We start from the raw sequence: 26,066 nt of genomic DNA, 5'->3' as shown, positions 1-26,066 counted from the left end.
CTACTCTCCTATCTCAATAACCTTCAAAGCTTCCTTTAGATTGTCCAACAAAGTCGATCCCTCTTCCCACTCTCTAGGTGTTCCTAAACTTGTTAAATAATAATTACATCCTTGCTTAGTCAGTTTCTGTCTGCGGTGGACATGTCCCATAAAACTATGACGGATGGGATATTTATCATAAAGAGGCTTAAGATCATCAGTAGAAATAAAAGCATTAAAATAATCTATGTCTTCTTGAAATTTAGGATCTGGTAAGATTTGCAAATCAAAATCTGTTACAAAATGAGTGACTAGAATATAATTAGCTTTGTTTAGATAGATCATATCTTTTTCTATTGTTCTGGCAAATTCTCTTGAGACTTGGCGATCAGATTGCTGCCAATTAATATGTAGTTTATCCTCCCACTTATAACCTTGGTATCTACCTGCTTGAAGAAATTTTTCATCATGACGTCCAAAATTTCCCGAATGATTGTACCAAGCGGAGTGCCCGACTAATCCCCAATCTTGATTTAGAGAAAGTGGCTTTCTTATTAAACAGTTCGGATGGTTACAATAGCTATCATAAATAATTTGGGTTTCTTGATTAGTAGACCAATAATCGTGATTTCCTGGAACAAAATATAAAGGGATGGTTATGGCTGCTTGTAAGTCCTTAATGAATGAAAAAACTAAAGACTGATGATTCGCTATGTCTCCAGCTATAATTAAATAAGACAAATTCCACTCATCAGTTTCTTTAGCCAGTAAATCAATAATTGTTTGAGCGTAGGGCTCTGCTTGTAAATCAATATGGAGATCAGAAATAACACCAATCTTCATTTTCTATCTCCTCACAATTAATTTAAACCACTTAGCGAAACACTTTCCCCGATCTTACATACTTCGGTTCTGCTTGATTATTAAGGTGGTTAACTAAGCGACCACCTACAAACAAATAATCGGAAAGCCGATTAAGAAATTTTAAGACATTCGGATTTAACTTTTCAGAAATTGGTAGGCTAACCAGCCTTCTTTCAACTCTACGAGCAATACTACGAGCATATTGAAGTTGACTGGCTTCCATGGTTCCTCCAGGCAAGATAAAAGATTCAATAGGGTCAACTCTTTTATCGTAAGCATCAATTCGTTCTTCTAACCAAGTAATAGCAGTCTCTGTGGTACGATAAGGAATCTTTTCATCTGCGTTTGCAACATCTGTCCCACAATCAAATAGTAATTGTTGAATTTCTAATAAATCTTGACGAATTTCATCGGCTAAATTAGGGCTTGCAATAAGGATACCAATATAAGAATTGAGTTCATCAATACTTCCATATGCCTCAACTAAGGGGTTGTTTTTGGCTACCACACGGTTGCCAATTAAACGCGTATTCCCTTGATCTCCTGTTCGCGTATAAATTTTCATTGTTTTCTCACCTCTTTGATAGTTACTGAATCAGGTCGTTAAAATATTTCCAATCATGATAAATTATTTTTTTACGTGTAAAAGTAATTTTTTTCTCTTGAGTTAAATCTTTAATGACTCTTCCTGCTGTCTCTCTTGTCGTACCGGCTACTGTCGCCGCTTCGTTAATAGTCAATGGATGTGGAATAACCACATGATCACCCATAAAACGCCCCATATCATACATCCATAAAGCCAGGGTCTGAATTACTCGGCTAGAAGCACTTGGTATAGCCGTCATTTGCACACGTTTTTCCAAATAATATTGGACACTGGCTAAATTTTCATAAAGAAATTTGAATTGTTCCGCATTTTTAAAGACAATATTTTCCATTAGGTTTTTGGGGATGTAAGCTAAATCAACATCTGTAGCTGCATAGGCATCATAAAGATGGTGGTCTTTAAAAAAGAATTCCGCATAAGGAAAAAAACTTTCCTCCGCCACATAATCTAAGTAACAAAACTCTCCTGAAGCATTTTCTCTTTCAAGACGAACCAATCCTTTAAAGACGAAATAACAATAAATATTTGGATCATCTTGAAAAAAGATTAACTGACCTTTTGGAATGTGATGAAAAATAGAGTTAGAAGTAATTTGATTGACTTCATCAATTGAAAGTCGATTGAAAAAATCATAGTTATATATATCGTTAATATAATTTTCAATTGCCCGATTAACCATAAAGACCCCTTTCTTTGTCAAAGTAAATTGTTTACTGACGATAAAAGGAGTCTTTTGTATAGAAATTTAGTTTTCAATTTTCAAAATTCAATTCAAAAGATGCCACTATATTTACTCACCTTTTATGTCATTTATTCATAGATATTATCTCACTTGTGAATATATAAATCAAACAATGAAAGGTGTCCAATAAATGTTAACAGGAGGTTCTCATTACATCTTTTCAGGAGCGCCAATACCTAGCAATGATAATGCATCTTTTAGAACAATCGTAATCGCTTTAACCAATTGAATTCTTGATTCTAACTGATCATTTTCTTCCAAAATACGGACTTTGGCATAATACTTATTGGACAATTGTGCTAATTGAATAACATATTTTGCAATGACTGATGGTTCAAAATGCTCAGCTGCCTTAATAATGACTTCTGGATACTGTTTAATTAATTTAATGATTTCCCATGAGTGTTCATGATCTAACTTCAACTCTTCCGTTGGCTTTATTTCCTTACTATATTTATTAAGCACTGTATTTAAACGCGCATAAGTATACTGAACATATGGACCAGTTTCACCTTCAAATTGAACGATATCATCTAAATTAAAATCAAAAGAGTTGAGACGATCTGCTTTTAAGTCATGGAAGACAACAGCCCCCACACCCACTTGTTTAGCAATCTCAGCTTTATTTTCTAAGTCAGGGTTCTTAGCTGTGATCTGTTTATCGGCAATTTCAATCGCTTCATTAAGCACTTTTTCAAGTAAAACTATCTTACCTTTACGAGTGGATAACTTTTTACCATTTAAAGTAATCAAGCCAAATGGAATATGGTGCATATTTTCAGCCCAATCGTTACCCATTTCATTTAAAACAGCTTTTAATTGTCTAAAGTGATCACTTTGCTCATTACCAACAACATATAAACTCATCACGAAATCAAAAGTACGCTTGCGATAGTAAGCAGTCGCTAAGTCTCTAGTCAGATACAAAGTAGCTCCATCTGATTTTTTAATTAAAGCAACAGGTAAGTGATACTTTTCAAGGTCAACAATTGTGGCTCCACGTTCGATTTTAGAGATATTATTATCTGCTAAATAATCTAAAACTTCGCCCATCTTATCATTATAGAACGATTCTCCAGTATAATGATCAAATTTAATATTTAAAAGATTGTAAACACGTTTAAATTCATTAATAGACTCTTCTTTAAACCAAGTCCATAGTCTATGATACTCTTCATTGCCATCTTCTAGGGCTCTGAAGACTTGTCTTGCCTGATCTTCTAATTCGGGATTTTCTTCAGCTTTTTCATGGAAATCAACATATAACTTTACTAATTCATTAACTGGATCTTTCCTTACTGTTTCTTCATCACCCCAACCTTGATAAGCAACAATTAATTTACCAAATTGCGTTCCCCAATCACCTAAGTGGTTAATACGAATAGGATTATAATTTAATTTTTCCAAAATTAAGGCAATCGAATTCCCTAATACGGTTGACCGTAAGTGTCCCATTGACATTGGCTTAGCGATATTAGGAGACGACATATCAATTGGAACGTTACCTCCTTTACCAATATCTGTTTGACCATAGCTTTCACCTTGTTCAAGTACTTCTTTTAAGACTTTGCTAGCCAAGTCGTCGCGCTTAATATAAAAATTGATATAAGCTCCGACTACTTGAACTTTTTCAAATGCAGAAGTATCAATTTTTTTTGCTACTTCTTCAGCAATTTGATGGGGGGCTTTGCGAAATATTTTAGCCAAAGAGAAAACTGGAAAAGCATAGTCTCCGTGCTCATTATTATTAGGTTGTTCAATTAAATTTTCGATCTGTTCTTGGGTCAAGTGCTCTGATAATATAGGATATAAAGTTTCAACAATTTGCTTTTTTACTAACATAAAATCTTCCTTTCTATACAAAAAAGCCTCTAGAATTCCTTCTAGAGGCATATGGTTATACGCGGTACCACTCTAATTCACCTTAAATTTTAAGGTCTTAAATTGATAACGCAGTTGCCTACGTGATGAACTACTCATTTCATTCACCCAAATAATAAAGTGCGGTTCAATTAATTAAGACTCATCGGCTCCCATCATCCCAACTTGCTATTCAGTCTTGCATAATCTACTCTCTTTAAGATTTAATTATTAATTTTGTCTCATTGTATATTAATTTTAAAAAAATAACAAGCTCTTATTTTTTAATAATCGTTCCGGATTCATTTTCAATTAATGCTTGAAGATTTTCTAATGAAGTAATGACAGCCTTACCATGATCTGTATTTTCAACGAATGCAATAGCTGCTTCAACTTTTGGTAACATAGATCCCGGTGCAAACTGCTCTTCTTTAATATATTCTTTCAAGCTTTCGATCGAAACTTTTTCTAATTTTTTTTGATTTGGTTTGTTGTAGTTTACATAGACATAATCCACACCTGTTAGAACGATAAACAAGTCAGCTCCGAGATCGTTAGCTAGTTTTTGTGAAGCAAAGTCTTTATCAATAACTGCTTCTACTCCAACTAATTGGCCATTGTCTTCAAGTACTGGAATACCGCCACCACCAGTTGCAACCACTACATTACCAGCATTTACTAGGGTATTGATGGAATCAACTTCTTTGATAGCAACTGGCTTAGGTGAAGCAACAACTTTACGCCATCCACGACCAGCATCTTCTTTAAAGCTAGCATCAGTTTCAGCCATTTGTTGTTTGGCTTCTTCTTCACTGTAGAATGGTCCAATTGGTTTTGATAAGTTATCAAAAGCTGGATCGTTTTTATCTACAATAACTTGAGTGACCAAACTAACTACTGGCTTATCGATACCTAATTTATTTAATTCATTTTGCATGGCATTTTGTAACCAATAACCAATTGAGCCTTCGGTCATAGCCACTAATGAATCTAATGGGAAAGCTGGGTTTTTCTCAGAATCAGCTGCAATATTTTGTAGCAATAGATTTCCAACTTGGGGACCATTACCGTGAGTAATAATAACCTCGTCTCCATTTTGAATTAATTTCACTAAATGTTTTGCTGTTTCTTTTAAAGCGTCTTTTTGTGCTTGAGCGCTTGGGTCGGAAGATAGAATCGCATTCCCACCTAAAGCGACAACAATTTTACGTTTTTTCATATATTCAATCCTTTCATTAGGCCTTAGTAACTAAAGCCTTCAATGCATGGGCATAGATTTCCATGGTTTGATAGAAATTATCGAGTGGCATTCTTTCATCTATTTGATGCATTGTATCTTCTACCCCTTCTTGAAGGGCACCAAATGCCACACAATTTTTCATTGTGCGAGCAAAGGTAGCGCCACCAGAAGAAATTGGTTCAGTCATATCGCCAGTTAAGTCGCGATATACTTTTAACAAAGTAGTTACTAACTCAGAGTCAACTGGAACATATAACGAAGCTAGATAATCAAACTCATTATACTTGAGTTTGTACTCTTTTGCTACTTTAGCTAATTGTTCTACCAATTGATCTTTGTCAGCAGTTACAGGAATACGCATATCAATACCTAGTTTAGACTCTTCTGCCGTAACCTCTAGGTTAGCAATGTTACATGTTAGGCTGCCAGATGCTTGGTCTTCAACCTCACCAAAGATACTCTTACCATTAACATCATTAGCAAAGTGATCTTTAACAAATTTTAAGACAGGATGGTCATATAATTCAGACATTCCTTCAATTAGATGCGTTAAAGCATTGTCTCCTTTTAAGGAGTCTTTAGAGTGAACGGATTTACCTAAAACAGTTAAAGTTTCACCGTCTACTTGGTATTTGTAGCCTAAATCCTCAAGAATTTGTACTAATTCATCTTTTTTATCACCCTTGTAAATAGCTTTATCAGGCACCACATTTAGGGCTCCTTTATTTTCCATTTCAAAAGCATCTGAACCTGGACCGGTGATGTGCAACTGTAGTAAGCCTTTTTCTGCATAGGTTAGAGGGAAAGATGAGTCAGGAACAATACCCATTGTTACTTGCTCTTCTTTTTCATTGTAACGGTTTAACCCACGCCACAAGTTCTCTTCGTCTGTTCCAAAGATAAAGCGAACACGTTTATTTAATTCATGTCCTTGGTCTAATAAAGCTTTTAATGCATACAAGGCAGCAATAGAAGGTCCTTTATCATCTTGTGTTCCACGACCAAATAAGGCTCCTTCACGGATATCCATTTCAAATGGAGGCGTTGTCCATTCATCTGGGTTTAAAGCTGGAACCACATCCAAGTGACATAGAACACCAAACAACTCTTCACCCTGACCCATTTCTGCATAACCATAATAACCCTCTGGATCAATATAGGTTTCCATGCCCATTTCTTGACAAGTTTTTAAAGCAAATTCTAGCATTTCTTGAATGGGTTGACCAAATGGAGTTTCCGCATCATTTTCATCTAATACAGATGGAATAGCAACCCATTGGCGCAAAGTTTCAATAGCTGGTTCTTGATGATTTTTAGTTAATTGGTAATCCATTTAAACACTCCTTTAAATTCCTAAGTAAGCTCCAATTAATAGTAAGACAATTGTCACTACAAAGATAATGATAATCAAATTACGCATAAATTTCCACCAAGTTGTTAGTTCGATATTGGCAATTGCTAAAGCTCCCATAACGACACCAGAAGTAGGAGTAATTAAGTTTACAATACCACTGGCAGATTGGAAAGCAGTTACTACAATACTTTCTAATACATCAGCAAATTGGGCTAATGGCGCCATGATACCCATAGTAGCTGCTGCTAGACCAGAAGTCGATGGAATTAAGAAGGACATTGGGATATAGAAGATATAAGTTAAGACTGTGAAAACACCTTTTGGTAAATTCGCTAACCCTTGTTCTCCCCAGTGTAATACAGTAGCGGTAATTTGGCCATCGTTCATAACTACTTGAATACCACGAGCGACTGCAGCAATTAGAGCTACTGACATTAAATCTTTAACACCTGCGATAAATACTTCTACAAAGCGATCTTCTTTAATACCATAATAAGCAGCAATAATTACTGACATTAAGAAGAATAGAACTGAAATTTCAACTAAGTACCAAGTACCAAATGGTAAGCCTTCTAATGACTGCCCAATTAAATCTCCGACTACTGGTATACCTAGTAAGGATTCATGAACAGTATTGAAGAATGTAAAGTTGTCATTTAGATCAGCCCATGGAATTAAAGAAAGAATCATAATCACAAAAGTAAGGACAAATAACCAAAGGACACCCTTTTGTTTAGAAGTTACTTTCGGTACATCATCTGGGACTTTCCATTTTTCTTTATCGGCTTCCATATGGTCAGCAATCATAGAGTTATTCTTATCAGCTAAAACTTTCTTAGCATAACGAGTTACATACATAGCTCCAATTACATAGGTAACAGCTAGGAAGATAAAACGTAGTAACATACCGTCAGCCATAGAAATTCCCGCCATATCGGAAGCAATAGTTGTTGCAAATGGGTTAACTGTTGAAGATAGAACCCCTAAACCTGCACCAACTAAAATGATTGCGACTGCCACCAAGGCATCCATTCCGATACCCACCATTAATGGAATTAAGAGTGGATAGAAGGCAATAGTCTCTTCGGCCATACCATAAGTAGAACCACCAATAGCAAAGATACCCATTAAAATCCAAATTAAACCTGTAACATTATTCTTATTGTTTTTGATGGTAGAGGCAATCCCAGCATCAATGGCACCTGTTTCAGTGACTACTCCTAGAAATCCTCCAACAATCATAATGAATAAGGAAACATCCACTGCACCAGGAGTAGTTTCTGTACCTAAAAAACCACGAATAGGTGCAGCAAATAAATCCCACAACCCTTGACGTGTACGCTCTACTGTGTGATAAGTTCCAGCAATAAAATTTCCTTCAGGATCCACCTCATAGGCGCCTGATGGAATAATCCACGTTAATACAGCGATAACCGCCGTAATAATAAATAGTATCGTAAAAGCATTCAACATCTTTCGTTTCTTCATCTTTTCCATTTTCTTCCTCCTCCTTTTTTAAAACAAAATCCGATTGCGGTTCATGGCCACAATCGGATTTCATGCCCCGTTTCACTTTTTATAGGGTAATGTTATTGTTATTAAGCTTTAGGAATGAACAAGTTCCCGTTAGTAACTGCCATAATCGCTTTGATTGAGTGCATACGGTTTTCAGCTTGTTCAAATTGACGGGCTTGTTTACTGCGGAATACTTCGTCAGTAATTTCCATTTCTTTAACACCGAATCTTTCTGCTACATCTTTACCATATTTTGTTTCTGTATCATGGAAAGCTGGTAAGCAGTGAAGGATAATATAATCTCCCTCAATTAAGTCAGTCAATTCTTTATTGATTTGGTATGGTTTTAATAAGTTAACACGTTCTTCGAACTTGTCTTCTTCACCCATTGAAACCCAAACGTCTGTATATAATGCATCAGCATCTTTAACAGCGGCTTTAATATCAGATGTAATTTCAATAGTAGCACCTGATTCTTTCGCGTACTCTTGAGCTTTTGCTACCAATTCTTCATCTGGGAATAATTCTTCTGGTGAAGCGATGGTCACATTAACACCGATAATAGCCCCAGTGATGAATAATGAATTAGCCACATTATTACGACCGTCACCACAATATACTAACTTTTTGCCCTTTAGCTCTCCAAAATTTTCTTTTAAGGTCATATAATCAGCAATCATTTGAGTTGGATGCCATTCATCAGTTAAACCGTTCCACACAGGAACTCCAGCGTATTTACCTAAGTCTTCGACCATCTCTTGACTGAAACCACGGAATTCAATACCGTCGAACATGCTACCTAAAACGCGTGCTGTATCTTCTACAGATTCTTTTTTACCTAATTGAATGTCATTAGCACCTAAGAATTCTGGAGCCGCACCTAAGTCATTAGCAGCTACTGTAAAGGCTGCTCTTGTACGAGTAGATGTTTTTTCAAATAATAGACAAATGTTTTGTCCTTTTAAATACTCGTGTGGAATCCCACGTTTTTTCAAGTCTTTTAAGTGAATTGAGAAATCAATTAAGTAGTTTAATTCGTCGGCAGTAAAGTCGATTTCTTTTAAAAAGTTTCTTCCTTGGAACATAAATTCCCTCCTATATCTGTGTGTTTATCAAAAAAATTAAATATCTTCGCGAACAAATGGCATTGACATGCAACGAGGACCACCACGACCACGTACTAATTCACTACCTTCGATTTGGTGAATCTTAATACCATTTTCAATCAATAATTTGTTGGTTACAGTATTACGGTTGTAAACAATTACTTCACCTGGTGCTACCGTTAAGGTGTTGGCACCATCGTTCCATTGTTCACGTGCTCCAGCTACGATGTCATCACCACCACAACGGATTAAGGTAACTTTTTCTAAACCTAAAGCTTCTGCTAAGATGTCTTCTAACAGCCCTTCTTTTTCAGTCACCTTGATTTCACCATTTTCACCAGGAGTTACTGAGAAGACTTTTAATTCGCCTTCAATTTCAGGGTGGATAGTGAATTTATCATAATCGATCATAGTAAATACAGTATCTAAATGCATGAATTTACGGTTGTTATCGATTAAGAATGCTAATACTTCTTTGAATTCAGTCTCTTTAAATAAGTTGCGAGCTAATTTCTCGATTGAATATTTATCAGTACGTTGAGAAATCCCAACTGCTAGAGTGTTTTTAGATAAAACTAACTCATCTCCACCTTCGATACGTGTATCTTCATCACGTTCATAATAAAGGGTAGTTCCTTTATATTCTGGGTGATAGTTAAAGATATATTTTCCATATAATGTTTCACGGTTACGTGTATCTGAGTACATGTGGTTAAGAGAAACACCGTTACCCATCGTTGCAAAGGGATCTCGAGTGAAGTATAAGTTTGGCATTGGGTCCACTAAAAAAGGATAGTTTGACAGCAATTCATCAAAACCATTTGATTCATGCTTAATCTCACTCTTCTTGAATCCTTCCATCGTTTTTAATACCATTTCATAGGTATCTTCCATATCCATTAAATACTGTTTAACTTGGTCATAATTTTGGCCTGGCTCTAACCCTGTTTCAGCCATCCACTCATCAACAAATTGTTCTTTCAATCCTTCTGCATCAATTGCTTCAGCCACTAATTTTTCCAAATAAAGTACTTCAACACCTAGGCTTTCTAATAACTTAGCAAATTCATCGTGTTCTTTTTGCGCTGCTTCAAGATAAGGAATATCATCAAACAATAAGCGTTCAAGGTAATCTGGCATCAAATTTTCTAATTCTTTACCCGGACGGTGAAGCATTACTTTCTTCAAGCGACCAATTTCAGAATTAACATTAATACTGTGGGACATTTTATTTCCTCCTTAATTATTTGTTAACTCTAGTCTAACATACGATAGAAAACGTTTCCGTTAAATCGGTCACTTCGATAAATTGAATTGATAACATTCTAAATGAGATATTCATCACATTTATCCCTTAAATTTTAGAATACCACTATCTTTCGTCAGAAAGATAGTGGTATTAATAACTACTTCAAATTTTAATGGGAATTATTTTTTAGCTTTTAATTGTAAATATAACTCATCCAATTGATCGGTCGAAACATGACTTGGTGCATCTGTTAATAAGTCGTGACCACGACCATTCTTTGGAAAGGCAATGACTTCACGAATATTAGGCTCTTGAGCAAGTATCATCACTAATCGATCTAAGCCTAAAGCGATACCACCATGAGGAGGGAAGCCGTAATCCATTGCTTCTAATAAGAAACCAAATTGACTTTTAGCTTCTTCAGCAGTAAATCCTAATAATTCAAACATTTGATCTTGCATCTCACGTTGATAAATTCTTAGAGATCCACCTCCCACTTCATAACCATTAAGAACAATGTCGTAGGCTTTAGCTTTAGCATCCGCTGGATTGTCTTTTAATGCTTGGACATCGTCGTTTTGCGGAGCAGTAAACGGATGATGCATAGCAACATATCTTTGATTATCTTCATCATATTCAAATAATGGCCAATCGGTAACCCACAAAAAAGCTAACTCTTCAACATCGTATAAGGTGTGTTTCTTGGCTAAATGATTACGTAAAGCGCCTAAGGAATCAGCAATGACACTGGCTTGATCAGCCACAAAGAAGAGGATGTCTCCCTCTTTAGCTTCCAACGTCTCTTTAATCTGGTCTTGGTCTTCTTCAGTAAAGAATTTAGCGATTGGTCCATTAAAGCCTTCCTCTAATACTTTAATCCACGCTAAGCCTTTAGCTCCATAGGGTTTAACAACTTCTGATAAGGCATCTGCTGTCTTGCGTGTGTATTCATCAGCTAAGCCTTTAAGGTTTATGGCTTTGACTTGCCCTCCATCTTTTACAGCATTTTTAAAGACGCCAAATTCACTATGTTCAGCCCATTGAGAGAGGTCTTTTAATTTCATGTCAAAGCGAATATCTGGTTTATCTGACCCGTATTCTTCCATTGCTTGAGCATAAGTCATGGTTGGGAATGCTTGCTTAATTTCTACTCCTCTTGTTTCTTTGACAACTTCTTTTAGCATCTCTTCTATATATGATTGAATATCTTCTTGACCTAAAAAGCTGGTTTCAATATCGACTTGGGTAAATTCTGGTTGACGGTCACCACGTAAATCTTCGTCTCGGAAGCATTTAACTATTTGATAATAGCGATCCATGCCTGCACCCATCAGCAGTTGCTTAAATAGTTGGGGTGATTGAGGTAATGCAAAAAAGGATCCCCCTTCACGGCGAGTAGGTACTAAATAGTCTCTAGCACCTTCCGGAGTGGATTTGGTTAACATAGGTGTCTCAACATCAACAAATCCTCTTTGGTCTAAGAAATTACGGATTGTTCGCGTTACATTATGACGTAGGCGAATATTTGCTTGCATTTTAGGACGACGTAAGTCTAACATACGATTTCTTAAGCGAACTTCTTCATCCACATCCAAATCATTTTCAATATATATAGCAGGCGTTTTAGCTTTAGTATAGATGGTTAAAGCATTGGCATACAGCTCAAAACGTCCTGTTTTAACTTGCTTATTCATTTGATTGTTTTCTCTTAATGCCAATTCTCCAGTCACTTCAATAATGTATTCTGAACGAATCCGATTGGCTAGCTCAAAATCTTCTTTTGAAAGTCTCTCAGCATTAAAGACCACTTGACAAAAGCCTTCACGATCACGTAAATCAACAAAAATTAAACTCCCTAAATCTCTTCTTTTTTGTACCCATCCTTTTAATGTGATCGCTTTACCAAGGTACTGTTCATCTACTAATCCACAATATACAGTTCTTTCTGTCATTTTATTCACCCCTAAAATATTTATCAATTACACTCGTATCCGTTGTTAAACGGCGATAAACGCCATAAAAATCAGACCATAAGTCACCTTTTGAAATCTCGGTCTCAGTCCCATTTTCTTGATTTTTAACAACTAATATCTCAGACTCAACTTCTTGCTCACCCAACATAATAGTTAATTTGGCCCCTAATTTGCCGGCTGTTTTAAACTGAGACTTTATGCTTCTAAATAAGTAATCTCTTTCTGCAATCAATCCAGCATATCTAGCCTTTTGAACTAACTCGGTTGCTAATTGATTAACCGACTCATCACGACATAAGACATATAAGTCTAGAGGCTCATATGGTGGAATGTCAATCTTTTGTTGATCCATTAATAACATGAGACGTTCAAGCCCTAATCCAAAACCAAAGCCAGGCTTCTCAGGTCCGCCAATTTGTTGAACCAGTCCATCATAGCGACCACCACCACAAACCGTTGATTGAGCACCAATCCGATTATCATCTACTACAAACTCGAAAATAGTATCCTGATAATAATCCAAACCTCTTACCACCTTGTCATTGACTTCAAAAGGTATTTCTAGTTGCTTGAGCATGGATTGAACTTGTCCAAAATGGTCCTTACTCTCTTTAGATAAATAATCTAAAATACTTGGAGCCTCTTTTACATAAGCTTTATCCTTAGCATCTTTTGAATCTAGTACACGCAGTGGATTGTCATGCAGTCTTTTTTTAGAATCATCACTTAAATTATGAATATGTGGCTCAAAATAAGCAATAAGCGCTTGACGATAAGCCTGCCGATCGTTTGGCTTTCCTAGTGAGTTAATTTGTAAAGTAATATTTTTTAAACCTAACTCTTGAAAGAAATGCCAAGCTAAACTGATAACTTCCACATCCGTTGCTGGATTTTCTGACCCGAAAACTTCGACGCCCATTTGATTGAACTGTCGTTGACGTCCTGCTTGGGGTCTTTCGTAACGAAAGTAAGGACCTAAATAATAAACCTTAAAAGGCTGTGCATGTTCTGGACCAAACAATTTATTCTCAACGTATGCTCTCACAACACCCGCAGTCCCTTCGGGGCGTAAACTAATATGTCGTTCTCCTTTATCATAGAAGTCATACATTTCTTTAGAGACAATATCTGAAGTATTACCAACTGAACGTGAAAATAAATCATAGGACTCAAAAAGCGGTGTCCGTATTTCACGATACATATATTGATCAAATAAATCTCTTGCTACATCTTCGACATATTGCCAACGATAACTATCCTCTGGCAAGATATCAACGGTGCCTTTCATCTTTTGAATCATTCTACCCCTCCTAATATAAAAGCGCCCTAAGTTTTCACTTAGGACGCATTAACGTGGTACCACCTATATTTGTAATGAATTTATCCATTACCTCTTAATCGTAACGTGATTGACGGAATAACTTTTGATTATTCTTCTCCATAGTGTCTTCACTCTCAAATGCAACTTTTCACTCAACGTTGCTCACTGTATATTACAGAGCTACTTGTCTATTTCACCGAATTGATTAATTATGTTCAGATTACTCAATGATGATTGATTTGTCAAGTTGAATTAAAATTCTTCTTTAGTTTACTTTATAGCAAATGATTAACAATCTAGTTACTATTGTGTAACAGTCCATCTAGAGTTGACCTTTAATTCAATTAATCAACTATAATGCAATTAATAGAGGAATAGTGGAGGAATATAGGATGGCTATCGTTTGGACCAAAAATTTGAAACACTTAACTAAAAAGCGACTTACTCCTTTCTTATTAACACTTATAATTAGCGTCATAACAGTATGGGGAATTGTTAATCTTAGCAATTTAAAAGCTTTACCAATTGATCGTCAAGGAATCGTTCTGCACTCTTTTCCAACTACTAATTCCGAGGTTTTAACCGAAATTGATCCTGACTTTCCTATTGAAATTATTCAAGAACAAACCGGTTGGCTTAAAGTGCGCTATCAAGGGAAAGTTGAAGGTTGGTTACCCAAGTGGCTAATCGAAAACAAGGAACTTAAAAGTGACCAAGATTTAGCAGCCTCTTTTGAAAAATCAACGGCTCTTTATCAAAAAGCTGATTCTAAAAGTCCTATTCTCTCAAATATTCCTAAGGAAAGCCTCATCCCTATTAATTATATAGAAAAAAATTGGGCTCAAGTTAATTATCAAGGTAAACCAGCCTTTGTAAACATAAACGAGATAGAATTATTGAATCGACAAGACGCGGAGCGTTTAATTGCCGAAAAGAATGCTTTAGATAGCAGTATTAATAAAAAAGAAAAAGAAAAAGAAAGCTTGAAAAACAAGCTTATCATGCGCAAAAAAGAAGAATACTTATTAGAAGAAGCAGACTTTTTTTCTAATATGATTTATCAAACGGATTACCTACAAGAATTTACAAGGCTTGATTATGTTGAATATAGTCCTCAGGAATCATTTTACTACGTAGAAGACAGTCAAGGAGTTAAAGGATATATTGATTCCTTCTCTCTATCTGAGCCTTACTATTCAATTGACCATCGCTTTCTACCTATTAAATCTGAACTCCAACAAGCGACCATCATGCTAGACCCTGGCCATGGTGGAGAAGACCCAGGTACATTGAGTAAAGATCAAAAGTATGCTGAAAAAAGCTTTACCTATAAGATTGCTAAAGTATTAAAGAAAACACTTGAAGCTTTCGGGGCTAAAGTTATCTTAACTAATGAAAGCGACCAATTTTTAGACCTCGCTGAAAGGGTTAAAATCAGTAACCAAAAACAGCCAGACTTATTTCTTTCGTTACATTTCGATTCCTCCTATGACACTCAGGTCAAAGGTGTTCGTACATATTTCTATCATTTAAATGACGAAGAATTTGCGAAGACCTTACATTCTGGGTTGATAACATCTGGTCGACCTAATTTGGGTGTGGAGTATGGAAACTTTCATGTTTTACGCGAAAATACCGTCCCCTCCCTCTTGCTCGAACTCGGTTATATTACAAACAGCGAAGACTTGGAGTTAATGTTAACGGATGACTACCATCAAAAATTAGCTGATGCTATTACTGAAGGACTCTCAACTTATTTTAATCAAGTTGGAAATCAATTAGAAATAAATACCCCTGATAGATAAGGTCTCTATCAGGGGTATTGTTTACTCATTGGAGTCCAAAATTATTGTAACAGGTCCATTGTTTTCAAATTCAACTTTCATGTCAGCTCCAAAAATACCTGTTTTAGCTTTAAAACCTTTTTTGTCAAGCTCTTGGTTGAAATAATGGTATAATTCTTCAGCCTGGTCTGGTTTTGCAGCATTGGTAAAGCTAGGGCGATTCCCTTTCTTACAAGAAGCGTACAGGGTAAATTGACTGACTGAGAGAATACTGCCGCCAGTATCTTTCAACGATAAATTCATTTTTCCTTCTTCATCGTCAAAAATCCGCATAGTTACAATTTTTCTAGCACAATACTCACAGTCTTTAACCGTATCTTCAGGTCCAAATCCGACTAAAAGTAGAAGTCCTTCTTTAATGGCTCCTACTACTTCTTCATTAACTGTTACACTGGCATGGTTCACTCTTTGAATAACTACTTTCATTTGACCTCCTAATTGCCTTGACGTTTAACTTCGTAAACATCTGGGATGTTCTTTAATTTAACAATTAATTCATGTAATTGTTGTGTATCAGCAACTAAAACCTTAAGTTTGATGATGGCTTGACTTTGATCATCAATGCGCCCATTGACTGCTTTGAGGTTTTTGACCGTATGGTTGACAACGTTTAAAACGTCGTTAATCATACCCGACCGGTCAAAACCAATGACTTGTATTTCTGTTTCATACTCATGTTCTTCTTGCTTTTCTTCGGACCAATGCACTGCAATCGTTCGATCATCCAATTCAATTTCACTTTTTAAGTTGGAACAATCTTTGCGGTGAACAGAAATGCCTCTACCTCTTGTTATATAACCAACTATCTCATCACCGGGAACCGGGTTGCAACAACGACTAAGTCGCATCATTAAGTTATCAACGCCGTCAACCACTAATCCTTTTTCATTTCCTACTTTTTCTTTGTTAGAGTCAGTCTCCCTATCTTTAGAAATGACATTAGATAGCTTTACATTTTTGTCGACTTTCTTAATATTCCAAAAATGCATAATAGAAGTCGGTGAGATTTCTCCTAAGCCGATAGAAGCATAAAGATCTTCCATCTCATTGAAGTTAAATCTCTCAAGTAAGTCTTTTTCTTTGTTCTTTTTAAGTTCTATTTTTAAAGATGTTTCGTTTTCTTTCAGGGCTTTTTCAAGTATTTCCTGTCCAATTTCGCTATTTTTCTCACGCTCTTGCATTTTAAAATAACGTTTGATCCGATTACGTGCTTTAGAAGTTTTAACAAACTTGAGCCAATCACGGCTAGGGCCAACAGAACTCGGATTGGTTAATATTTCAACAATATCTCCATTTTTCAAGCGATAATTAAGAGGAACGATATTACCATTAACTTTTGCTCCAACCGTCTTATTTCCTATTTCAGTATGGATATGGAAAGCGAAATCGACTGGACCTGAGCCTAATGGTAATTCAAAGACGTCGCCTTTAGGAGTAAAGATATAAACTTGATCTTTAAAAACATCTTCTTTAATAAATTCCATGAATTCACTAGCATTCCCTGCATCATCTTCATACTCAACAATATCATGAAACCATTTTAACTGTTGTTGAATGTTATCTCGTGGTTGCTCATCGACTGTTTTCCCTTCTTTGTAGGCCCAATGAGCTGCTAGTCCGTACTCTGCCACTTCATGCATAAGGTGCGTTCTTATTTGAACTTCAACAGGTTTGCCTTGAGGTCCAATAACAGTCGTATGAATTGATTGGTACATATTAGCTTTAGGCATAGCAATATAATCTTTAAAGCGTCCTGGCATCGGCTTCCATTTTGTATGAATAATGCCTAAGACTCCGTAGCAATCCTTAATCGAATCGACTAAAACGCGAACCGCTAATAAATCATAGATATCATCAAACTCTTTTTTCTGATCGACCATTTTACGGTAAATGGAATAAATATGTTTCGGTCTTCCATAAACAGTAGAGTCCATGGACAGTTCGTCAATCGCATCTTTTATCTGATCAATGACAACTTGAATATATTCTTCGCGCTCATCTCTTTTTTGGTCCATTTGATGGACAATATCATAATAGGCTTGAGGATTAATATATCTTAAAGAAATATCTTCTAATTCCCATTTAATGACACTCATACCAATTCGTTCAGCCAAGGGTGCATAAATATCTAATGCTTCTTGAGACTTTTCAATTTGTTTGTGGGGTTTTTGAAATTTCAAAGTGCGCATATTATGTAAACGGTCAGCTAATTTAACCATTACCACACGAATATCTTTAGCCATGGCAATCAACATTTTACGATGATTTTCTGCTAATTGTTCTTCTTTACTTTGAAATTTAATCTTACCGAGTTTAGTAACGCCATCTACTAAGAAGGCGACGGATTCTGAAAATTCTTCCTGGATTTTTTCCAAAGTGTAGTCCGTATCTTCCACTACATCATGTAAAAAGCCAGTAGCTACTGTATCAGGGTCTAATTTAATATTCGCTAAAATACCTGCTACTTGAATTGGATGATTAATATAGGGTTCTCCTGAGAGACGTTCTTGCCCTTCATGGGCCTTGGTTGCTACTGCTAATGCCTTTTTTACAAAAGCTACCTTACTGTCATTCATATAAGATCGACAAATTGCTATAACTTCTTCACCAGTATAGACATCATTTCTACCCATATTATCACCACTCTTTCTAGATAATTTTTCTACTATTATAACTTAAATACTCACTATAAAACAATATTAGCCTCTTTAATACTATCAATCTTAGCTTATGCTAAAAAACAACTGGTCGAAAGACACAGTTGTTTTAAAATTTTATTCAGAAACAATTTTAATCCCTTTAGAAGCACCAATACGGTTTGCGCCTGCTTCAATCATTATTAATGCAGTTTCTTTATCGCCAACGCCTCCAGAAGCTTTGACTCCCATTGTTTCACCAACAGTCGAACGCATTAGAGCAATATCTTCTTTCACAGCTCCTGCTGTTGAAAAGCCAGTGGAAGTTTTAACAAAATCTGCTTTGGCTGCTTTGGCTGCAAGGCAAGCTTTCACTTTTTCTTCTTTTTCAAGTAAACTAGTTTCGATGATAACTTTCACAATAATTTCTTCTGGAACAGCTTGAACGACTTGACGGATATCCTCTTCTACTGTTTCCCAATCAGCAGCTTTAGCCGCTCCGATATTGATTACCATATCAATTTCACTAGCCCCATTTTTCACTGCTTCTTTTGCTTCAAAAGCTTTAGTAGATGAAGTATTCGCTCCTAAAGGGAAACCAATCACTGTACAGACTTTGATGTCTGAATCCTTCAACAAATCACTCGCATAAGTAACCCATACTGGATTAATACAAACTGACATGAATTGATATTCCAAGGCTTCTTGACAAATTTGCTTAATTTGGTCTTTGGTTGCATTTGCATTTAATAAAGTATGATCGATATATTTATTTAATTCCATTTTAAAACTCCCTTTCAATTTCAGTGACATATGATAGGACACTTAAAAGATAAATAGGTGCCGTCTCTGCCCGTAAGATTCTTGGACCTAAGCTACAAATCTCAAAGCCATTTTCTACTAAGAAAGATACCTCTTGTTGTTCTAATCCACCTTCCGATCCAAATACCATAACTATCTTTTTATTCTTTTCGATATTTTTTAATATTTTGGCTAACAGATGGTGTTGACCTTCTTTAGCACTTTCTTCGAATGCCACTAGTTTAATGTCATGAGTACGATACTGATTAACAAAGTCTTTTAAATTTAAAAGCTGCTTAACTTCAACCTTTTTTAAACGTTTTGACTGTTCTGCAGCACTATCAGCAATTTTTTGTAGTCTTTCAACTTTTTTACCAGCTTTTTTCTGGTCCCATTTGACTACATCACGTTTTAAAGCTAATGGTTGAAAGCTGCTCATGCCGCATTCTGTAGCTTTTTGAACAATTGAATCCATTTTGTCATTTTTGGATAAACCACAAGCTACAACTACCTCGACCGGTAACTCCGTTTGACTGAGAGTCTCACTTAAGGGTGACATGATTTCTAATAGAGCATAATCATTCTTTTTTTTGAGATAAGAAGCTAGATACTTCTTTTGATCGTATACAACTATTAACTCCTTCCCTTGCTTAGCCCTTAAAACATTGACCAAATGATGACTGTCTGATGGATTCAAAACAACTTTCTTGCCAATTTCTACTATTTGATTCGAATCATCGATAAAATATTGATGCATAACTCACTCTTTCTTCTGAGCCGTGATACCAGCCCATCCTTTATAATAATTAATTTGGATTATTTCCCACTGATCTGTTGATAAAGAATCGATTACTTGTTCTGCCTTCTCAGTCAGTATGCCTCCAAGAATGAGATAGCCACCCTTTTCTAAAAGCTGATAGGCATCCTGATAGAGCTTGAGTAATATATGAGGTAGGATGTTTGCCATGATGATATTTACTTTTTCTTCAACACCTCTTAATAAATCATTGACATGAAATGATATAGGTGGTTGAAAATCATCAGAATAGCCCATATTTTGCCATTTTTGATAAGTAAGATTTTGTTTAGCAGCTGCGATTGCTTGAGGATCAAGATCGTATCCCACCACTTTTTGTGCGCTGAGAGCAAAAGCTATCAATGCAAGGATACCAGATCCCGTTCCAACATCATAAACTTTCTCGTCACCTCGCATAACCATTTCTAAAGCTTGCGCGCCGAGTCGGGTTGTCGGGTGATCACCTGTTCCAAAGGCAACTCCTGGGTCTAAATAAATAACTTTCTCATCCTTATATTTTGGAGAATAAGCATCCCATACCGGAACAACTTTTATAAATCGTGAAATTTCTTGAATTCGGTAGTTTTTCATCCAATTTTTTTGCCAATTTTCCATTTCAATCGGCTCTTTTTCCCAACTATAATCGAAATAAAGGTTATCTTCTAAATAACTATCGAACAAGTCTTTTTCTATATCTTGTTCAAAAAAACCTAAGACAAGCCCCCGTTTATCTTGTTCTTTAAGGGATGGAGCTAAAGGAATTTCTCCAAATAAATTTTCTTTATTTTCCATATATCCATCGACATTTATAAGCTGCGTCCCTTTCGCCCCCCACTCAAATAAGAGATGAGAAACATATTCCACTTCATCAGGCTTCTTAGTTTCAAGATAGATAGTCACTTTTGTCCAATGAGTCATTAAACCCCCCCAGTCAATGCATCTAAAAAATTTAAAGCTGAGCTTATTCACATTATGGAGGACTGTTTATCTTTTTTCAATCAAAAGAAGTTATTTTTTCAAGATTAAGTCTAGCTATTTTAATAAGGGCATGTAATAATAAATAATAGACTTTAGAATATTTGTAACTTTTTTTGAAATTTTCAAAAGAAAAGGATAAAATAGTAGTTGATATTCTATTTAATATAAAAGCTAATAAACGAGGTGAACTTCATGGCAGAAAAAAACTTAACAGCAAAAGATATCTTACAAAAAGAATTTTCTCGTTCCATGCGTGGCTATAATGCTGCTGAAGTCGATGAGTATCTCGATAGTATTATTCGTGACTATGATTCTTATCAAAAAGATGTAGTGTTCTTAAAGAATGAAAATGAGCGACTCATTGCTAAAATAGATGAATTAACTAAGCAGTTATCATTAGCTAAGAAAAACGTTTCAACAACTCCAGGTTCTGGCGTAACCAACTTTGATATCCTTAAACGTTTATCTAACTTAGAAAAACATGTTTTCGGAGCCAAAATTTCAAACACAGAGTATAGTCAAAATTAATGATCATAGTAAATTTCAGGTAATCGCGGTCAATTCATTTGGCTGAGGAAAGTCCATGCTCGCACAAGCTGAAACGCTTGTAGTGTTCGTGCTTAGCGAAACAATAAGCTAAGGTAGCCTTAAGGTGAACGGCGAGTGAATATTCTAAGGCTTAGCTAAGAATAAGTAATTCATAAAGTGCCACAGAGACGATCTTTTTGGAAACAAAAAGCTGAAACGCGGTAAACCCCTCGAGCGAGCAACCCAAATTTGGTAGGGGCACTCTCTGTATGGGAAAATGCGTAAGCATTGCTTAACTGAAAGAGAGACAAGTTATCTTGTAGATAGATGATTACCCTTTATTTATTCTTGCCTATGGAATAAATATTGACAGAACATGGCTTATCGAAATTTACTAATATAGGTATTTATAGATGCATATAGTCAACAACACGATTCTGAGCCTAAAAGCTTGTTGAATCGTGTTTTTTTAAAAGGAAGGATTATCCATGAAAACATATCACTTAATTGCTACAGCAGCGGCAGGTATCGAGGGAATAGCTAATCAAGAACTCAAGGATTTAGGCTATGAAACACAAACAGAGAATGGTCGCGTGCGCTTTAAAGGAACTGCAGAAGATATTGCTAAAACAAACCTATGGTTGAGAACAGCTGATCGAATTAAAGTAGTGGTTGGCGAATTTAAAGCAACCTCTTTTGAAGAATTGTTTGACCAAACCTATGCGATTGCCTGGGAAGACCTCTTACCCATGGATGGAGAATTTCCTGTTTCAGGTAAATCGGTGAAATCAAAACTTTATTCTGTCCCTAACTGTCAAAGAATTGTCAAAAAAGCCATTGCCAAACGGCTAATGGATCACTATGCTCGTAAAATGCCTTTGAGCGAAACAGGTGATTACTACCCTATTGAAATATCGATACTAAAAGATGTGGCGATGATTACTTTAGACACAAGTGGAAGCAGTCTATTTAAACGAGGTTATCGAACTGAAAAAGGTGGCGCGCCTCTAAAAGAAAATATGGCAGCAGCTTTAGTCAAATTGACTACTTGGTTCCCTGACCGTCCTCTTTATGATCCAACTTGCGGGTCTGGAACAATTTTAATTGAAGCTGCCTTAATGGGACGCAATATTGCTCCAGGATTAAATCGGTCATTTGCAGCAGAAAAATGGGAGTTCTTTAATCCAGAAGTATGGTCAAAGGAAAAAACAAAAGCACGTCAAAAAATTAACCATGAAATAAAACTCAATATCTTTGGAAGCGATATAGATGGAAGAATGATTGAAATCGCCAAGCAAAATGCAGCAAATGCCGGTGTGGGAGAAGATATTACTTTTAAACAAATGCAGTTAAAAGATTACCGTCCGAATGAAGAATATGGCATTTTAATCTCCAACCCTCCTTATGGGGACCGCTTGCTAGATGAAGATAAGGTACACCAACTATACCAGGACATGGGTACTATTTACCGTTTGATGACCACTTGGTCGAAGTATATTCTCTCAAGTGATGACTCATTTGAGAAATTTTATGGTGAAAAAGCTAGCAAAAAACGCAAGTTATATAACGGTGCCTTAAAAGTAAATTATTATCAATTTTGGTCTACAAATAAATAAGGGTCTAAAGTCTTTACTTTCCCTTGTTTACGTAAGGCTTGTTTTGCTGCTTGATCAGCTGCTCGATTTTCTTTTTCAGGAATCCATTTTAGAAAAAGCAAAGGATAATGGTCCATTTCAAAGAGAATATCTTTTAAAAGCTTGCTAAAATAGTCTTTTTTGGCAAAACGTTTTTCAATCGATTGGAAAACAATCTTAGAATCGGTTTTAATTTGAATGAGTTGATCTGTTTTTAATTTTTCTTGCTTGATCCATTGCATAGCTAATCTTAAAGCAAAAAACTCAGCTTGGTGATTATCCAGACATTCATTAATATAAAATTTAAAAGTAGCAACTTTTTCACCATTGAATACCAAAAAAGCTAGGCCCGCTTCTTTAGTTTTAGGATCAAAAGCGGCATCAATTTGTATCCACATAGGTTTTTCACCCTCTCTATTTTGAAAGGAGTCTCCTCAATTGACAGATCTTATTCATATGCCAAATAAGAGCGAATATTTCTATCGCAAAGCCATGAATGCGCTTGAACAAAATGATTATGCAAGTGCATCTAACTTTTTGAAAGAAAGCTATCAGATAGAACCTTCCCTTAAAGTGTTTAAAGAACTAATTTCTATTCATATTATTCAAAATAAAAGTCAAGCTGTCAAAAAGTTATGGCAAAATTTTCTTTCAGACCACTCCATACAAGACCTTGACTATGAATTAGCGATGCTTTATGTTCATTCTTTACCTTATCTTTTTTCTCATCAAAAACTATTGATTCAGCTATATGAAATCAAAGAATATTTTGATCAAAAAAAATGGGATAACTCTTTGATTGTTAAACAAATTGAAAAAATTAAAGAAAAAGAAGCTCTTTCTAAAGAACTTCAACTCCTTATAAATACGAAGAGGTTAGATTCAAAGTTGAAACAATTGAAAGAACTAACCTTATATGAACTTTTAAAAGAAATCAAAAACTTCTATAGTTTAGATTACTCCCTTAAACATCCAATCTTGACTGCATTATTGGCTGACAAAGAGATAAGTCAATTCGTTAAAAGTGATATATTGCATCATTATATAGTTCGAAATTACCAGGCCCATCTAAAACTGACATGGTTTGAAGAAATTAAAATCATCGATAGCCTATCTCTAGTCCCTTATAAAGAAGATTCGACCTATTTACAAATAAAAGCTCTTCTTGAAGATTATACGGTCAATAATAATCCTCATATTTATGATGGTCTACTAGAAGAAATAAATTTATTGGTGATGGTATACTATCCATTTATCAAAGAAAAAATCTCAGACCCTGTTGCATGGTTTAATAGCTTTTTAAGTTATTACCATATAGAAAAAAGTGAAGAATCCGATCAAAATGAGCGAATGGATGAAATTCTCCAACAGGCTATCGATGAAATCAAACAACTAAGTCTATAGATAGAAATTTAAAGAAAACTTTCTAAATAAATTAGAGCAAGTCTATAGTAGACTCGCTCTAATTTTACTTCTCTTCTTCTGACTGTGTATCATTTTCCTTGGTGTTTTTATGGTGCACGGTAGGTTGTGGATCAAGAATGACATGCTTATCCTCTTCTTGTGGTGGTAAGGATATAAAATCAATAATATCTTTGAAATTGACTATGGTCTTCTCTTCAATAATATCTTGCATCATCATATCTGATTCTTGCCAATAAATATCTACAACAGCACTATTAGAAAGCAATTTTGTAATTATTCCTGTCATGCTACTTTCTCTAAATTTGAAAGTAATCTTATCCCCTATTTCTGGTCGAATTGCTAACTTTACTGATTCAATCATTTCAAGACCCGTTTCATAATCTACATCTAATAGCGAAGCGATACGTGACTTGCTTGTCCCGCGTCTTAACTCCTTTTCAATTAGACTTCGTTGCCCATCTGAAATTTTTTTCGACACGTTATCCCTCTTTTCTTAAATTGCCCTCTGTAATTGTTATTATACCACATTTTTCTTTTTTATTCTAAAGGTTACTCTTTCTCTACCTTTGGAACCCATACAGAAAGTGCTTGACTATGAATCTTAATTTTTAATGGTAAACTTGGGCCTTTATCGCCATCAATGTTCGCTTTTAGTTCACGTTCTTCATTCAAGGAAGCGAGTTTAATATCGAATGATTTACCCTTTAACGACAAGATGGACTCATTATCTAATTCGTGTCGAGGCAAGCCTTTCTCTTCAATAAAAGTAGCTATGCTTGATATAGCCAATGAACCCTTAAAAGCATAAAGATGACCCAATCCATCAAATAGCTGGTCTTGTGAAAGAAGATTTTCCATTCCTCCCACACTAGTAGTGAGTGTTAATAATATAAGATTGGTTTTAAGGTGATGAGATTCCTTTCCATCGACACTAATGTCTAAATCAAAATCTTCCTCTTCAAACATCGCTTTAAAGCCATCAAATAAATAAGCTAATACCCCAATCTTATTTTTTACTTTAGATTCAGTTTCAAATACTGCTGAAGGAATAGCTCCTAGCGCAAGAACATTCGCAAAATACTGCTCGTTAACTTGCCCGATATCCAATTTTTTTAACTCTAAAGATTTAAATTGATTAATGGCTTTTACTGGGTTTAGAGAGATTCCTAAAGATCTTGCTAAATCATTTACAGTCCCCAAGGGTAAAAAAGCAAAATGAGGTGGTTGTGAATTCTCCATTAAACCGGATACCACTTCCTTAATAGTGCCGTCACCGCCCAAACAAATAATAGTGTCGTATTCATCTGCAGGGGTAGTTTTTGCCCAATCATAGGCATCTTGAGGTTTTTCAGTTGTTCGGTGTTTGACTTGAGCATCGTATGTATTAATTAGTAAATCAGCTAACTGCTCAGCATATGCTTTGGCCTTACCCTTACCTGAACCTGGATTAGCGATGATTAAAACGCTCTTCATATTAACCCTCCTTTTTTTACATTATACCACAAGTCCTCCTAAACGATTTTGTTAGACGATAATACATATGTGACATAAAACAAATAAAAAATAGGGAGCTTCTGTTACACTAAAGATATACAAACAACTTAGCGAAAGGAA

At 35.6% G+C, this 26,066-nt stretch carries 23 protein-coding genes, 1 other RNA gene and 1 other annotated feature; of the genes, 5 read left to right on the top strand and 19 right to left on the bottom strand.

From position 1 onward, the window contains the following. The 11 genes from ACQV2S_RS01570 to hisS form a co-directional block, all read right to left on the bottom strand. Entirely contained in the window at window positions 1-822 is an 822-nt protein-coding gene (locus tag ACQV2S_RS01570) for a metallophosphoesterase (RefSeq protein WP_428884918.1), read from the bottom strand. Between the two features lie 31 nt (window positions 823-853). Beyond that, entirely contained in the window at window positions 854-1,408 is a 555-nt protein-coding gene (locus ACQV2S_RS01565; RefSeq protein WP_428874667.1) for a cob(I)yrinic acid a,c-diamide adenosyltransferase, read from the bottom strand. 22 nt (window positions 1,409-1,430) lie between these two features. Next, window positions 1,431-2,129, bottom strand: coding sequence for a Crp/Fnr family transcriptional regulator (locus tag ACQV2S_RS01560; protein WP_428873830.1), 699 nt, complete (start codon window positions 2,127-2,129; stop codon window positions 1,431-1,433). 213 nt (window positions 2,130-2,342) lie between these two features. After that, window positions 2,343-4,034 (bottom strand): arginine--tRNA ligase, encoded by a 1,692-nt coding sequence (argS, locus tag ACQV2S_RS01555; RefSeq protein ID WP_428884917.1) that lies wholly within the window; start codon window positions 4,032-4,034, stop codon window positions 2,343-2,345. A 295-nt stretch (window positions 4,035-4,329) separates the two neighbouring features. Beyond that, window positions 4,330-5,271: a carbamate kinase gene (arcC, locus tag ACQV2S_RS01550; protein WP_428873832.1), complete on the bottom strand. Its 942-nt coding sequence runs from the start codon at window positions 5,269-5,271 to the stop codon at window positions 4,330-4,332. 16 nt (window positions 5,272-5,287) lie between these two features. Further along, window positions 5,288-6,625 (bottom strand): M20 family metallopeptidase, encoded by a 1,338-nt coding sequence (locus tag ACQV2S_RS01545; RefSeq protein ID WP_428873833.1) that lies wholly within the window; start codon window positions 6,623-6,625, stop codon window positions 5,288-5,290. 12 nt (window positions 6,626-6,637) lie between these two features. Then, window positions 6,638-8,143: a YfcC family protein gene (locus tag ACQV2S_RS01540; RefSeq protein WP_428884916.1), complete on the bottom strand. Its 1,506-nt coding sequence runs from the start codon at window positions 8,141-8,143 to the stop codon at window positions 6,638-6,640. A 101-nt stretch (window positions 8,144-8,244) separates the two neighbouring features. Then, window positions 8,245-9,246 (bottom strand): ornithine carbamoyltransferase, encoded by a 1,002-nt coding sequence (gene argF, locus ACQV2S_RS01535; protein ID WP_428874663.1) that lies wholly within the window; start codon window positions 9,244-9,246, stop codon window positions 8,245-8,247. Between the two features lie 36 nt (window positions 9,247-9,282). Beyond that, complete coding sequence (gene arcA / locus ACQV2S_RS01530; protein ID WP_428874662.1) at window positions 9,283-10,494, bottom strand: arginine deiminase; 1,212 nt, start codon at window positions 10,492-10,494, stop codon at window positions 9,283-9,285. A 201-nt stretch (window positions 10,495-10,695) separates the two neighbouring features. Continuing rightward, complete coding sequence (gene aspS / locus ACQV2S_RS01525; RefSeq protein WP_428884915.1) at window positions 10,696-12,468, bottom strand: aspartate--tRNA ligase; 1,773 nt, start codon at window positions 12,466-12,468, stop codon at window positions 10,696-10,698. Window position 12,469: 1 nt separating this feature from the next. Next, window positions 12,470-13,789 carry a histidine--tRNA ligase gene (gene hisS, locus ACQV2S_RS01520; protein WP_428873001.1) on the bottom strand — a complete coding sequence of 440 codons (1,320 nt, stop codon included), beginning with the start codon at window positions 13,787-13,789 and terminating at the stop codon, window positions 12,470-12,472. Window positions 13,790-13,825: 36 nt separating this feature from the next. Further along, window positions 13,826-14,016 (bottom strand) — a binding site (T-box leader). 186 nt (window positions 14,017-14,202) lie between these two features. Here hisS and ACQV2S_RS01515 point away from each other — a divergent pair. Beyond that, window positions 14,203-15,615, top strand: coding sequence for an N-acetylmuramoyl-L-alanine amidase (locus ACQV2S_RS01515; RefSeq protein ID WP_428884914.1), 1,413 nt, complete (start codon window positions 14,203-14,205; stop codon window positions 15,613-15,615). A gap of 21 nt (window positions 15,616-15,636) precedes the next feature. Here ACQV2S_RS01515 and dtd read toward each other — a convergent pair whose 3' ends face one another. The 5 genes from dtd to ACQV2S_RS01490 all read right to left on the bottom strand — a co-directional run bounded on the left by dtd (window position 15,637) and on the right by ACQV2S_RS01490 (window position 20,805). Continuing rightward, window positions 15,637-16,080: a D-aminoacyl-tRNA deacylase gene (gene dtd / locus ACQV2S_RS01510; protein WP_428872998.1), complete on the bottom strand. Its 444-nt coding sequence runs from the start codon at window positions 16,078-16,080 to the stop codon at window positions 15,637-15,639. Window positions 16,081-16,088: 8 nt separating this feature from the next. Continuing rightward, complete coding sequence (locus tag ACQV2S_RS01505; RefSeq protein WP_428872997.1) at window positions 16,089-18,287, bottom strand: RelA/SpoT family protein; 2,199 nt, start codon at window positions 18,285-18,287, stop codon at window positions 16,089-16,091. Window positions 18,288-18,428: 141 nt separating this feature from the next. Continuing rightward, on the bottom strand, window positions 18,429-19,073 hold the full coding sequence (gene deoC, locus ACQV2S_RS01500; RefSeq protein WP_428884913.1) for a deoxyribose-phosphate aldolase: 645 nt from the start codon (window positions 19,071-19,073) through the stop codon (window positions 18,429-18,431). Between the two features lies 1 nt (window position 19,074). Beyond that, complete coding sequence (locus ACQV2S_RS01495; protein ID WP_428874660.1) at window positions 19,075-19,848, bottom strand: RsmE family RNA methyltransferase; 774 nt, start codon at window positions 19,846-19,848, stop codon at window positions 19,075-19,077. 3 nt (window positions 19,849-19,851) lie between these two features. Continuing rightward, window positions 19,852-20,805, bottom strand: a complete 954-nt coding sequence (locus tag ACQV2S_RS01490) for a 50S ribosomal protein L11 methyltransferase (RefSeq protein ID WP_428872993.1) — start codon at window positions 20,803-20,805, stop codon at window positions 19,852-19,854. 252 nt (window positions 20,806-21,057) lie between these two features. Here ACQV2S_RS01490 and gpsB point away from each other — a divergent pair, with 252 nt between their 5' ends. The 3 genes from gpsB to ACQV2S_RS01475 all read left to right on the top strand — a co-directional run bounded on the left by gpsB (window position 21,058) and on the right by ACQV2S_RS01475 (window position 23,009). Beyond that, window positions 21,058-21,393: a cell division regulator GpsB gene (gene gpsB, locus ACQV2S_RS01485; protein WP_428872992.1), complete on the top strand. Its 336-nt coding sequence runs from the start codon at window positions 21,058-21,060 to the stop codon at window positions 21,391-21,393. A gap of 11 nt (window positions 21,394-21,404) precedes the next feature. After that, window positions 21,405-21,782: RNase P RNA component class B (gene rnpB, locus ACQV2S_RS01480), an RNA gene on the top strand. A gap of 99 nt (window positions 21,783-21,881) precedes the next feature. Continuing rightward, window positions 21,882-23,009, top strand: coding sequence for a THUMP domain-containing class I SAM-dependent RNA methyltransferase (locus ACQV2S_RS01475; RefSeq protein ID WP_428872991.1), 1,128 nt, complete (start codon window positions 21,882-21,884; stop codon window positions 23,007-23,009). On the opposite strand, the gene ACQV2S_RS01470 is transcribed toward ACQV2S_RS01475, so the two are convergent. After that, on the bottom strand, window positions 22,985-23,425 hold the full coding sequence (locus ACQV2S_RS01470) for a ribonuclease HI family protein (RefSeq protein WP_428884912.1): 441 nt from the start codon (window positions 23,423-23,425) through the stop codon (window positions 22,985-22,987). The genes ACQV2S_RS01475 and ACQV2S_RS01470 overlap by 25 nt on opposite strands. A 40-nt stretch (window positions 23,426-23,465) precedes the next feature. On the opposite strand from ACQV2S_RS01470, the gene ACQV2S_RS01465 reads away from it, so the two are divergent. Continuing rightward, a complete protein-coding gene (locus ACQV2S_RS01465) occupies window positions 23,466-24,431 on the top strand; it encodes a hypothetical protein (RefSeq protein WP_428884911.1) in 966 nt (321 codons plus the stop codon). Between the two features lie 64 nt (window positions 24,432-24,495). Here the strand turns inward: ACQV2S_RS01465 and ACQV2S_RS01460 are convergent, their stop codons facing one another. Together ACQV2S_RS01460 and ACQV2S_RS01455 are read right to left on the bottom strand one after the other, a co-directional pair. Then, window positions 24,496-24,930: a DUF2187 family protein gene (locus ACQV2S_RS01460; RefSeq protein ID WP_428872988.1), complete on the bottom strand. Its 435-nt coding sequence runs from the start codon at window positions 24,928-24,930 to the stop codon at window positions 24,496-24,498. 71 nt (window positions 24,931-25,001) lie between these two features. Next, on the bottom strand, window positions 25,002-25,925 hold the full coding sequence (locus ACQV2S_RS01455) for a diacylglycerol/lipid kinase family protein (protein ID WP_428884910.1): 924 nt from the start codon (window positions 25,923-25,925) through the stop codon (window positions 25,002-25,004). Window positions 25,926-26,066 lie beyond the last annotated feature (141 nt).

It is taken from the genome of Facklamia sp. P13064 (assembly GCF_050409425.1).
Classification (GTDB): Bacteria; Bacillota; Bacilli; order Lactobacillales; family Aerococcaceae; genus Facklamia.
Note: the sequence above shows the minus strand (reverse complement) of the source record. Positions and strands in the feature narration are given on the sequence as shown.